The 11,903-nt window shown below is 72.5% G+C and carries 10 protein-coding genes, 1 tRNA gene and 1 pseudogene; 8 read left to right on the top strand and 4 right to left on the bottom strand.

What is annotated here, in order from left to right; genetic code table 11:
- Nucleotides 1-325: pseudogene (locus AC51EU_RS20380) on the bottom strand (ThiF family adenylyltransferase); the annotation flags it as partial.
- A gap of 212 nt (nt 326-537) precedes the next feature.
- On the opposite strand from AC51EU_RS20380, the gene AC51EU_RS20375 reads away from it, so the two are divergent.
- Nucleotides 538-1,137 (top strand): M48 metallopeptidase family protein, encoded by a 600-nt coding sequence (locus AC51EU_RS20375; RefSeq protein WP_496268442.1) that lies wholly within the window; start codon nt 538-540, stop codon nt 1,135-1,137.
- 58 nt (nt 1,138-1,195) lie between these two features.
- Here the strand turns inward: AC51EU_RS20375 and AC51EU_RS20370 are convergent, their stop codons facing one another.
- Nucleotides 1,196-1,726 carry an NUDIX hydrolase gene (locus AC51EU_RS20370; RefSeq protein ID WP_496268441.1) on the bottom strand — a complete coding sequence of 177 codons (531 nt, stop codon included), beginning with the start codon at nt 1,724-1,726 and terminating at the stop codon, nt 1,196-1,198.
- Nucleotides 1,723-3,174, bottom strand: coding sequence for a zinc-dependent metalloprotease (locus AC51EU_RS20365; protein WP_496268440.1), 1,452 nt, complete (start codon nt 3,172-3,174; stop codon nt 1,723-1,725). The genes AC51EU_RS20370 and AC51EU_RS20365 overlap by 4 nt, the downstream gene beginning before the upstream one ends.
- Before the next feature lie 192 nt (nt 3,175-3,366).
- On the opposite strand from AC51EU_RS20365, the gene AC51EU_RS20360 reads away from it, so the two are divergent.
- The 4 genes from AC51EU_RS20360 (at nt 3,367) to AC51EU_RS20345 (ending at nt 6,554) form a co-directional block, all read left to right on the top strand.
- Nucleotides 3,367-4,506 carry an SDR family oxidoreductase gene (locus AC51EU_RS20360; protein ID WP_496268439.1) on the top strand — a complete coding sequence of 380 codons (1,140 nt, stop codon included), beginning with the start codon at nt 3,367-3,369 and terminating at the stop codon, nt 4,504-4,506.
- Between the two features lie 83 nt (nt 4,507-4,589).
- Nucleotides 4,590-5,069, top strand: coding sequence for a molybdenum cofactor biosynthesis protein MoaE (locus tag AC51EU_RS20355; RefSeq protein ID WP_496268438.1), 480 nt, complete (start codon nt 4,590-4,592; stop codon nt 5,067-5,069).
- A 149-nt stretch (nt 5,070-5,218) separates the two neighbouring features.
- Nucleotides 5,219-5,389, top strand: coding sequence for a hypothetical protein (locus tag AC51EU_RS20350; RefSeq protein ID WP_496268437.1), 171 nt, complete (start codon nt 5,219-5,221; stop codon nt 5,387-5,389).
- A gap of 67 nt (nt 5,390-5,456) precedes the next feature.
- Complete coding sequence (locus AC51EU_RS20345; protein ID WP_496268436.1) at nt 5,457-6,554, top strand: YlbL family protein; 1,098 nt, start codon at nt 5,457-5,459, stop codon at nt 6,552-6,554.
- 15 nt (nt 6,555-6,569) lie between these two features.
- Here the strand turns inward: AC51EU_RS20345 and AC51EU_RS20340 are convergent, their stop codons facing one another.
- On the bottom strand, nt 6,570-7,121 hold the full coding sequence (locus AC51EU_RS20340; RefSeq protein ID WP_496268435.1) for a PPA1309 family protein: 552 nt from the start codon (nt 7,119-7,121) through the stop codon (nt 6,570-6,572).
- 216 nt (nt 7,122-7,337) lie between these two features.
- On the opposite strand from AC51EU_RS20340, the gene AC51EU_RS20335 reads away from it, so the two are divergent.
- The 3 genes from AC51EU_RS20335 to AC51EU_RS20325 all read left to right on the top strand — a co-directional run.
- Complete coding sequence (locus AC51EU_RS20335; RefSeq protein ID WP_496268434.1) at nt 7,338-10,163, top strand: UPF0182 family membrane protein; 2,826 nt, start codon at nt 7,338-7,340, stop codon at nt 10,161-10,163.
- 107 nt (nt 10,164-10,270) lie between these two features.
- A tRNA-Met gene (locus AC51EU_RS20330) sits at nt 10,271-10,344 on the top strand.
- Nucleotides 10,345-10,560: 216 nt separating this feature from the next.
- Nucleotides 10,561-11,903, top strand: a 1,343-nt coding sequence (locus tag AC51EU_RS20325; RefSeq protein ID WP_496268433.1) for an SEL1-like repeat protein, incomplete at its 3' end; no start/stop codon positions are given.

Genomic DNA, 11,903 nt, shown 5'->3' with positions numbered 1-11,903 from the left:
CCAGGTCCGGGCGCAGCCGCTGGAAGGCGGGGTCGTCCGCGCGGACCGCGTCGGCCGCCGGACCGCCGCCGGACGGTTCCTCCAGCAGGCCCGCGGCCCCCAGGCGCCGCACCACGCCCCGTACGTGCTCCGGGCGCAGGTCCAGCGCCGCGCCGTCCGCGGTCAGCTGTTCCATGCTCCGGGTGCCGTCGATCATTTCGAGGAAGTAGCCGGTCGCGGTGTCCATCGGCCCGACCACCACCGCATGGGCCGGCGCCACCCCGAACTGCACGGTCGCCAGGTCCCGCCAGCCGCGCCGCAGCGCGGGCTTGAGCATCGGATGCATGACTTCGCCCCCCGTCGTTCGTCCCGCACGCGTCGTGTGGCGTGCGTCGCACGTCGTGCGGACCCAGCATGGACCTCCACGCGGTTCGCGTGCGTCGAGTTGTCCACAGGACCGCCCATCAGTCGTACAAACGGTGTTCCCTGGGGAGAGTTTCGGGCCCGGACGGCGCGAGGGGCGGACTTCCCGCGGCCCCGGCGGGTAACGTCGGGCGCGTGCCCGCCGACCCCCGTCCCTCCGTCGCCGGCGAGATGCCGCTGCGCCGCGCCGCAGGCTCCGCCGCGCGTTCCCGGACCAGCGCCGTGGAGGTGCGCCGCAGCTCACGCCGGCGCCGCACGGTCTCCGCCTACCGCGAGGGCGACCGCACCGTCGTCCTCATCCCGGCCCGGATGTCCGAGGCCGAGGAGAAACGCTGGGTCACCGTCATGCTCGACAAACTCGCGGCCAAGGAGAGCAGACGCGAGCTCGGCGACGGGGAGCTCGCCGAACGGGCCGCCCGGCTGTCCCAGCAGTACCTCGGCTCCCGCGCCCGGCCCGGTTCGGTGCGCTGGGTCACCAACCAGAACACCCGCTGGGGGTCGTGCACCCCGGCCGAGGGCAGCATCCGGCTCTCGCACCGGCTCCAGGGCATGCCGGAGTACGTCATCGACTATGTGCTGCTGCACGAGCTGGCCCATCTCCTGGTGCCCGGCCACGGCCCGCGGTTCTGGCGGCTGCTGGAGTCCTACCCGCGGACGGAACGGGCCCGCGGCTACCTCGAAGGGGTCGCCGCGGCCGACCGTCTGCCGCACCTGCCCGGCGCCCGCAGGGAATGAACGGCCCGCGGCACCGGGGACGGCCCGGAAAGGGCCCGCCCCCGGTGCCGCGGCCGTCTCAGAGCAGTGCCCGGGTGCGCTCCACCAGGCGAACCACCGAGGCGTCGGCGACGTCCGCCACCTCGTCGTACGCGAACCAGCGCAGGTCCAGCGACTCGTCGCTGATCGCCGCGACCGCGTCGGCCGGGGCCAGCGCCGCGTACTGGACGTCCAGGTGCCAGGCGCACGGGGTGTGGTGGCGGTCCAGGCGCACCGGCCCGCCCGGCAGCAGCGTCAGGCCGTCCGTGATCCCGGACTCCTCGCGGGCCTCGCGCAGGGCCGCGTCCGCCACGGTGGCGTCCTCCGGCTCGCAGTGGCCGCCCATCTGGAGCCACATCCGCAGCTTGCGGTGCAGGGTCAGCAGCACCCTGCCCCCGGCCGGGTCGACGACCAGGGCGCTCGCCGTCAGATGGCCGTCCGCGCACGGCTTCCACATGCCGTCCGGGCGGGCCGCCAGATGGTCCAGGTACGCCAGGCGCAGCTGCTCCTGATCCGGTGCGGGCGCGGGCCACTCCTTGAGCACCCGCACCGCGTCGTCGCGCAGGCTCACCGCTCGCCGTCGCCCTTGCCGTCCTCGGGGGACTTCCCCTCACCGGTGCCGTCGGAGGGGCCGGGCGCCCCGCCGCCCGCGGCCTCGCCCAGTATCTTGTCGAGCTCGGAGAAGTCCATCTGCTCGTGGTGCACGAACCCGTCCGGGTCGTCGAGGTCCGCCGCCGTCGGCAGCATGTCCGGGTGGCTCCACAGGCCGTCGCGGCCCTCCACGCCCCGGGCGTCCGTCAGGGAGGCCCACAGCCGGGAGGCGTCCCGCAGTCGGCGCGGCCGCAGCTGGAGGCCGATCAGCGTGGAGAACGTCTGCTCCGCCGGCCCGCCGGTCGCCCGGCGCCGCCGCAGCGTCTCGCGCAGCGCGCCCGCCGACGGCAGGTGCGGGGACGCCGCGGCGTGCACCACCGCGTCCACCCAGCCCTCGACCAGCGCGAGCGCCGTCTCCAGCCGGGCCAGCGCCGCCTTCTGCTCCGGGGTGTCCTCCGGCTGGAACATGCCCTGCTGGAGCGCGTTCTGCAGCTCCTCCGGGTGCTGCGGGTCGATCTGGCCGACCACGTCCTCCAGCTTCGTGGTGTCGACCTTGATGCCCCGCGCGTAGCCCTCGACCGCGCCGAACAGGTGCGACCGCAGCCACGGCACATGGACGAAGAGACGCTGGTGGGCGGCCTCGCGCAGCGCCAGGTACAGCCGCACCTCCTCCTCCGGCACGCCCAGGCCCGCACCGAAGTGCGTGATGTTGCCCGGCAGCAGGGCGGCCCGCCCGGACGGGCCGAGCGGCAGCCCGACGTCCGTGGAGCCGACGACCTCGCCCGCCAGGACGCCCAGCGCCTGGCCGATCTGGGTGCCGAACATCGCGCCGCCCATGGAGCGCATCATGCCCAGCAGCGGCCCGGCCATCGCCTGCATCTCCTCGGGCAGCACATCGCCCATGGCCGCGCCGACACGCTCGGCGACCGGGTTGACCAGGTCCTTCCACACCGGCAGGGTCTCCTCGACCCACTCGGCGCGGCTCCACGCCACCACCGAGGCCGAGCCCGACGGCAGCGACGTCACACCGTCCAGCCACAGGTCCGCCAGGCGGACGGCCTCCTCGACGGCGGAGCGCTCACCGGGCGACAGGCTCGCGTCCTTGGAGCCGTCCGGCGTGCCCTGCGCGACCGTCTGGCGCGCGATGTCCTTGGCCATCTCCCAGTTCACCGGCCCGCCCTCGTACGAGAGCATCTGGCCCAGCTTCTGGAACGCGGCCCCGAGATCGCCAGGGCTCATCTGGCCGCCGGGGCCGCCCATGCCGCCGAAGAGCGCCGCGAACGGATTGTCCGCGCCACCGCTCCCGCCGCCGAACCCGAACGGGTTCGCGGGGTCCTGGCTACCTCCCTGGCCGCCCTTCTTCTTGCCGTTGTCGCCGTCCTCCGGCTCCTCCGGCGGAAGGCCGAATCCGAATGGGGTGTCACTCACGGGTTTCCTCGGCTCGTAGGGCCGCCGGCCCGGGGCCGGCGGCGGCTGCCCGACATCGTCTTCCAGCGTAGACACCCCGGGCGCTCCGGGGCTCGATGCTTCGCTCTCCCGACGGCTGCGGCAGGATGGACGCCACCTGGTCCGCACGCGCCAACAGCCGTGCGTACTGAAGACAACCGCTGGAGACGCCCGGTGAGTTCCCCAGATCCGACCGTTCGCGCAGCGCGAAACGCTGCCGCCATGACCGACAGCGAGGCCGGTGCCGCCCCGCGGCCGGCCCGCCGCCCCGTCGTCGCCGTCACCGGAGCCGCGTCCGGCGTCGGCGCGCTGCTGACCCGCGCGCTGGTGGCGTCCGACGAGGTCAAGGAGGTGCTGGCCCTCGACGAGCGACGCGGCGACGAGCACGGGGCGCAGTGGCACGTCCTGGACGTCCGCGACCCCGCCATCGCGGACCGGCTGCGCGGCGCCGACGTCGTCGTCCACCTCGCGCTCGACCTCGACCTGGAGACCGACCCCGCGGCCCGTACCGCCTACAACGTGCGCGGCACCCAGACCGTCCTCACCGCGGCCGCCGCGGCGGGGGTCCACCGGGTCGTGCTGTGCACCTCCGCCATGGTCTACGGGGCGCTGGCCGACAACGACGTCCCGCTGGCCGAGGACGCCGAGCTGCGCGCCACCGCCGACGCCACCGGGGTCGGCGACCTCCTGGAGATCGAGCGCCTCGCGCGCCGGGCGCCCCGCGCGCACCCCGGCCTGAACGTGACCGTGCTGCGCCCCACCGTCCTGGTGGGCGGCACCGACACCGCGCTGACCCGCTACTTCGAGTCGCCCCGCCTCCTGGTCGTCGCCGGTTCCCGGCCCGCCTGGCAGTTCTGCCACGTCGAGGACCTGGTCAGCGCCCTGGAGTACGCGGCGCTGGAGAAGGTCGACGGGGAGCTGGCGGTGGGCTGCGACGGCTGGCTGGAACAGGAGGAGGTCGAGGAACTGTCCGGAATCCGGCGGATGGAGCTGCCGTCCTCGGTGGCGCTGGGCGCCGCCGCCCGGCTGCACCGCATCGGCCTGACCCCGTCGCCCGCCGGGGACCTCGCCTACACCATGCACCCCTGGGTCGTCAGCGGCAGCAGGCTCCACGACGCGGGCTGGCGCCCCCGGTGGACGAACGAGGAGGTCCTGGCCGAGCTGCTGGAGGAGGTCGCGGGGCGGCACACCGTCGCCGGCCGCCGGCTGGGCCGCAAGGACGCCACCGCGGCCGGCGCCGCCGGCGCCACCGTCGCGCTGCTGGGCACCGCGGCCCTGGTCCGCCGCGCCCGCAAGGCCCGCCGCCGCCTCTGAGCGGACGGCCCCGTACGGGGCGGCGCGGCCCCGGGGGGAAGCACCGTTCCCGTCCGTCCGCCCGGTGCGGCACGATGGGGTGCATGTCTGGCACGCACGCCCCTGTGTCCCCCGCCCACGACCACCCCGGTGAGCGGGCCGCCGAGGAACCGGTCCGCCTCCTGGCGGTGCGGGAGTCCCCGCTGTCCGTGGACGAGGTCCTCGCGGCCGTCGGCGACCCGGCCGCCGGCGGCACGGCGCTGTTCGCCGGCACCGTCCGCTCGCACGACGGCGGCGCGGACGTGGCCGCCCTCGGGTACTCCGCCCACCCGAGTGCCGAGGCGGAGCTGCGCCGGGTCGCCGAGAAGGTCGCCGCGGACTTCCCGGTGCGGGCGCTGGCGGCCGTGCACCGGGTGGGGGACCTCGTGGTGGGTGATCTCGCCGTGGTCGTCGCGGTGTCCTGCCCGCACCGGGCGGAGGCGTTCGCGGCGTGCCGCCGGCTGATCGACGACCTCAAGCGGGAGGTGCCGATCTGGAAGCACCAGACGTTCTCCGACGGCACCGAGGAGTGGGTGGGGGCCTGACCCCGTACAGCGGGGGGCCGATCCGGTGGCCCCGTGTTCCGGTTGCGTAACCCGGTCCCTGGCGCAAGCGTTGTGCCAGCAGATGGTTAATCTGCTTATGCGTCGTTTTCTTTGTCGTTCCGCAGGCGCGTGAGGGCTGGGAGGCCGCTATGGGTGCGCTCCTCTGGTTGCTGATTCCGGTGCTCGCCGCGCTCGTCGCCGCGGTGTGGAGCAGCTGGGCGCTGCGTCACCGCAAGAGCGGGGACGTCGAGGAGCTCGCCGGCTACGAGCGGTTCCGCGCCGCCATGGAGAAGCAGCACTCCGGCACCGGCGCCGCCTGACCTCGCGGGGCCCTCGTACGGACGGCCCCGCGGGCCGGTTGTCATACCCGTCCCGTACTGTCGTTCCATGCCACGCCGCACCGCGACGCTGCTCGCCTCGACCCTGATGCTCATCGCGTTGCTCTGCGCCGGGGTGCTCGTCCCGGTGCCGTACGCGGAGATGTCGCCGGGGCCCACGGTGAACACGCTGGGCGAGCACGACGGTGAGCCGGTGCTGCAGATCTCCGGCCGCAGGACGTACCCGACGACCGGTCACCTCAACATGACCACAGTCCGCGTCACCGGCCCCGACTACCGCATGAACCTCCTGGAGGCCGTGTACGGCTGGCTCGACCCCGGCAGCGCCGTGGTGCCCCGCAAGACGCTCTACCCCGAGGGGCAGACCGCCGAGCAGGCCGACCAGCAGAACGCCGAGGAGTTCACCCAGTCCCAGGAGAGCGCCAAGGCCGCCGCGCTCAAGGAGCTGAAGATCCCGGTCGCCCAGCAGACCGTCGTCGGCTCCGTGGTCAAGGGCAGGCCCGCCGACGGGCGGCTGCACGCCGGCGACGTGATCAAGGAGGTGGACGGCACCCCGGTCAGGGCCACGGCCGACGTCGCCGAGCTGGTGACCCGCCACAAGCCGGGGGAGAAGACGGTCTTCACGATCATCCCGGCGAAGACCGCGGCGACCGCCGAGAAGAAGGGCGAGAAGCCCGAGACCGGCCGCAAGGACGTGACGCTCACCACGGAGAAGGCCGAGGACGGCCGCGCCGTCGTCGGCATCCAGGCGGCCCGCGACCACATCTTCCCGTTCCCCATCGACGTCAAGCTCGCCGACGTCGGTGGCCCCAGCGCCGGGCTGATGTTCGCGCTCGGCATCATCGACAAGCTCACCCCCGGCGGCGACCTCACCGGCGGCAGGTTCGTGGCCGGCACCGGCACCATCGACGACCGGGGCAAGGTCGGCCCGATCGGCGGCATCTCGATGAAGACGGTCGGTGCCCGTGAGAAGGGCGCCGAGTTCTTCCTCACACCGAAGGACAACTGCGCCTCCGCCGCCAGGAACACCCCCGACGGCCTGACCCTCGTCAAGGTCGACACCCTCGGGGACGCGCTCAAGGCGCTGAAGAAGATCCGTGGCGGTGACACCGCCGGCCTGCCGGGCTGCGGCACGGCCGGGCGGTGACGACGGCCCCCTCGCTCAGTCCGCGAACGTCGCCGCGAGGGCGTCCGCGAGGCCCGGCACCAGGGACGAGCCGGTGAGCACCTCCGACGTGGAGTCCCTCTCCCGCAGCCGCACCGCCGACTCCCGGGAACCGTCCCGCAGTACTCCCACCGTCATCCGCACCTCCCGGCGCTCCGGGTGCCCGGCGACCCACGCGGCCAGCTTGGCCTCGTCCATGTCCTGCGGCACCGCCTGCTCGGCGGACGGCGGCAGCATCAGCCGCTCCACGGTCAGCGCGCAGCCGGCCACCGCGTCCGGCCAGGCGATGGTGGCGAGGAACTCGTCCAGCGGCGCCCCGGCCGGGATCTCGTCCTGCTCGACGGGGGTCAGCGAGGAGGCGGCGTCGTCGATGCCGAGCTGCTCGGCGAGCGAGGGCTCCTGCGCCCGCAGCTTCGCGGAGTCGACGAGGGCGAAGAGACGGGCGGGCTGGTCCCAGCCCAGACCGGCGCTGTACTCGTCGATCTCCAGCACGGCGCGGGTCAGCGGGTCGGCGGCGAGGGGGGTGCCGTCTACGGGGAGGTTGGTCATGTCTCCCATCGTGCCTTGTCCGTCCCCGGAACCGGGAACTGGGTAAAGCCTTCGTAAGTTGGCTTTGTGGGTCCTACTATCGCCGGGCCTGTTCCACACAACAGCGAATCATTCGAGGTGCGCACCTTGGCTTTCCAGATGCCGGACCGCGGCGGAGGCCCCACAGGGCCACGGATCACAGTCGGCCGACCGTCGCGGCGGGTACGGACCCTGCTCATGACCGTAGGAGTGCTGGCCGTCCTGGCCATGCTCTTCGTGATGTTCTCGGGGTTCTGGACCGACTGGCAGTGGTACCGCTCGGTGCGCTTCTCCTCGGTCTTCACCACCACCCTGTTCACCAAGATCGGACTGTTCGCCGCCTTCGGTGTGCTGATGGCCGTCGCCGTCGGCGTCAACGTCTGGCTGGCGCACCGGCTGCGGCCGCCGCTCAGCGCGATGTCGCTGGAGCAGCAGAGCCTCGACCGGTACCGCATGGGGCTCGCGCCGTTCAAGAAGTGGGCCCTCATCGCGATCATGGCGGTGGTCGGCCTGATCTCCGGGGCCTCGGCCGCCGGTGAGTGGCGCACCTGGCTCCAGTGGGTCAACGGTGTGCCGTTCGGGCAGAAGGACCCGCAGTTCGGCAAGGACGTCGCGTTCTACGCCTTCGACCTGCCCTGGTACCGCTTCCTGCTGAGCTTCGGCTTCGGCTGCGCGGTGCTGTGCCTGATCACGGCCGCGCTGACGCACTACCTCTACGGCGGGCTGCGGCTGACCAGCCCCGGCTCCCGGGCGACCGCCGCCGCCACCGGCCACCTGGCGGTGCTGCTCGGCATCTTCGTCTCGCTCAAGGCCGTCGCGTACTGGCTCGACCGGTACGGCCTCGCCGTGAAGTCCAGCGGCCTGAAGTCCGCCGACGGCTGGACGGGCCTGCGCTACGTCGACGCCCACGCCTATCTGCCGGCGAAGACGATCCTGTTCTTCATCGCGGCGATCTGCGCGGTGCTGTTCTTCGCCACGCTGTGGCGGCGCACCTGGCAGCTGCCGGTCATCGGCTTCGGCCTGATGGTGCTGTCCGCGGTGCTGATCGGCGGGCTGTACCCGGCGATCGTGCAGAAGTTCCAGGTCCAGCCGAACGAGCAGGCCAAGGAAGCCCCGTACATCAAGCAGAACATCAGGGCGACCCGGGACGCGTACGACATCCAGGACGCCGAGGTGAAGGGCTACAAGGGCAACTACAAGCCGGCTTCGAAGGAGGACGGCGAGAAGCTGCGGGACAGCGCCGACACCACCGCCAGCATGCGGCTGCTCGACCCGAACGTGGTCTCGCCCGCGTTCCAGCAGCAACAGCAGGTCCGCGGCTACTACCAGTTCCCCGACACCCTCGACGTCGACCGCTACAAGGACAAGGACGGCAGCGAGCAGGACACTGTCATCGGTCTGCGCGAGCTGAACATCGAGGGCATCCCCGAGCGCAACTGGATCAACGACCACTTCAAGTACACCCACGGCTACGGCGCGGTCGCCGCGAAGGGCACCGAGACCGCGTTCGGCGGCGGCCCCAAGTACACCGAGGCCGATCTGCCGTCCAAGGGCCAGTTCGGCACGTACGAGCAGCGGGTCTACTACGGCGAGAAGACCACCCAGTACTCCATCGTCGGCGGGCCCCAGAAGGAGCTCGACTACTCCGACGACAGCGGTGAGAAGAGCTACCGCTACCAGGGCAAGAGCGGTGTGGACCTCTCCAACCCGGTCAACCGCGCCGCGTACGCGGTCGCCTTCGGGGAGCCGCAGATCCTCTACTCCGGGGCGATCGGCGAGGGCTCGCGCATCCTGTACAACCGCACACCGAAGGAGCGGGTCGAGGCCGTCGCGCCGTGGCTGACCATCGACGGCGACGCCTACCCGGCGGTCGTCGACGGCCGTATCCAGTGGATCGTCGACGCGTACACCACCAGCAACGGCTACCCGTACGCCTCGCGCACCACGCTCGGCGACAGCACCGCCGACTCGCTCACCACCGGTCAGCGCGCGGTCATGGCCCAGCAGAACCAGGTCAACTACATCCGCAACTCGGTCAAGGCAACGGTCGACGCCTATGACGGATCGGTCAAGCTCTACCAGTGGGACACCAAGGACCCGGTCCTGAAGACCTGGATGAAGTCCTTCCCCGACACGGTCGAGAAGCGGAGCGAGATCAGCCCCTCGCTGATGGAGCACCTGCGCTACCCGCAGGACCTGTTCAAGGTGCAGCGCCAGCTGCTGACGACGTACCACGTCACCGACCCGGACACGTTCTACACCGGCTCGGAGCGCTGGCAGATCCCCGACGACCCGACGGCCAAGGCGGGCAACTCCGTGCCCCCGTACTACCTGAGCATGAAGATGCCGGACCAGAAGGACCGGACCTTCTCGCTGACGACGACGCTCACGCCCAACAAGCGCGACAACCTCGGCGCGTTCATGGCCGTGAACGCCGACGCCACCAGCGACGACTACGGGCGGATAAGGGTGCTGAAGCTGCCCTCGCAGACCCCCGTCCCGGGCCCGAAGCTGGTGCAGTCGAAGTTCAACTCCGACCCGGACATCGCCAACGAGCTCAACATCCTCAAGAAGCTCGGTGACTCGGAGATCGAGTACGGCAACCTGCTGACCGTGCCCCTGGAGGGCGGACTGCTCTACGTGGAACCGGTCTACCTGCGCGGCGCCAACACCAACTACCCCCTGCTGAAGAAGGTCCTCGTCAGCTACGGCGACGAGAAGCCCGTCCTGGAGAACTCCCTCAAGGACGCGCTGGACGTCGTCTTCGGCAAGAAGGCGCCGAGCACCGGCGGTGAACAGCCGCCGTCCGGAGGCAAGGGGAAGACGGAGCCGCCGGCCGACCGGACGGTGCGGCAGGCACTCGACGACGCGCAGAAGGCGTTCGAGGACGCGGAGAAGGCGCGCGTCTCGGGCGACTGGGCCGCGTTCGGCGAGGCCCAGAAGAAGATCCAGGCGGCCCTGGAACACGCTGTCGCCGCCGAGAAGAAGGCGGGCGGAAAGGGCGGCGGTACCTCGGGAGGCTGAACCTCCCGGTGACGCGGGACACACGGGGCGGCCGCCGGTGGGAGCCGGCGGCCGCCCCGCGGCGTCCGACCCGACCCCGGCGGCGTGATACGGTGAGGACACAACGACGCGGGGTGGAGCAGCTCGGTAGCTCGCTGGGCTCATAACCCAGAGGTCGCAGGTTCAAATCCTGTCCCCGCTACGAAAGGTGAAGGCCCGGATTCCATGGTGAATCCGGGCCTTCGTCGTGGCCGCTGCCGGGCCGGACGGGGCGCGCCGTGCGATCGGGCCGCCCGGCGGAACAAGGGAGAGACGTATCGGAGTTTGGCAAGTCGCCGTATCGGGAAGTCGACAAACCGCTGAAGTGACCTCGCTGGTGCGGTATACCAGGTGTACGAGGGTTACGGGTGGTGCAACGATGGCTCTTATGGGGGACAAGGCAAGGTTGTTGGAGACGGACCGGTTTGTACCTGCGCCTGACGAGGACGGCGCATCCGAGCTGCCGATGGACGCGATGGAGGCCGCTGAGGCCGCGGAAGCGTCCGACGCCGTGGCCGAGACCGGTTACCGCCGGGCCGCCGCGGCGGGCGACACCACCGCCATGAGCGTGCTGGGCGCGCTGCTGCTGCGCCGCGGCGATCTCGACGGCGCGGAACCGCATCTGCGCTCCGCCACCGCCGCGGGCGACCGCGCCGCCGCCAACAATCTCGGTGTCCTGCTGCACCAGCGGGGCCACCCCGACGAGGCGGCCGGCTGGTGGCGGCTCGCCGCCGAGGCCGGCTCCGCGGCCGCCGCCCACGCCCTGGGCCGCCACCACCGCGAGCGCGGTGAGGAACACGACGCCGAGCACTGGCTGCGCCGGTCCGCCGAGGCCGGCCACTGCCTGGGCGCCTACGCCCTCGCCGACCTGCTGGAGCACCGCGGGGACATCGGCGCCGAGCGCTGGTTCCGGGCCGCCGCCGAACGGGGCCACCGCGAGGCCGCCTACCGCATCGCCCGGCTCATCGAGGAGGGCCGCGGCGCCGACCGGCGTACCGTCCCCGCCTACGGCGAGCTGACCCAGGAGGCCGAGGCGGAGCAGTGGTACCGCCAGGCCGCGGCGCGCGGGCACCGCCGCGCCGCCCTCCAGCTGGGCACCCTCCTGGAGGAGCGCGGCGACATCCAGGAGGCGGGCCGCTGGTACCTCTCCGCCGCCAAGGACGGCGAGGCGCGGGCCGCCTGCGCCCTGGGCTTCCTGCTGCGCGACGCCGGTGACGAGGAGAGTGCCGCCGAGTGGTGGCGCCGCGCGGCCCAGGACGGCGACGGCAACGCCGCCAACGCCCTGGGCGCGTTCCACGCCGACCGCGGCGAGCCGCAGACCGCGGAGCGCTGGTACCGCGTCGCGCTGGACGCCGGTGACGTCAACGGCGCCTACAACATCGGCCTCCTGTGCACCGAGCAGGGCCGCGCCGACCGCGGTGAGCAGTGGTACCGCCGGGCCGCCTACGCCGGGCACCGGGAGGCGGCCAACGCGCTGGCCATCCTGCTGCTCCAGCGCGGCGACGCGGCCGGCGCGGAACCGTGGTTCTCCAAGGCCGCCGAGGCGGGCAGCGTGGACGCCGCCTTCAACCTCGGCATCCTCTTCACCGGGCGCGGCGACGCGCGCACCGCGCGCCAGTGGTACGAGCGGGCGGCCGCCGCCGGGCACACCGAGGCGGCGCTCCAGGTGGCCCTCGCCCAGGTCCGCGACGGCGAGTACGGGGCGGCGGAACGCAATCTGAG

The organism is Candidatus Streptomyces philanthi (assembly GCF_059553635.1).
Note: the sequence above shows the minus strand (reverse complement) of the source record. Positions and strands in the feature narration are given on the sequence as shown.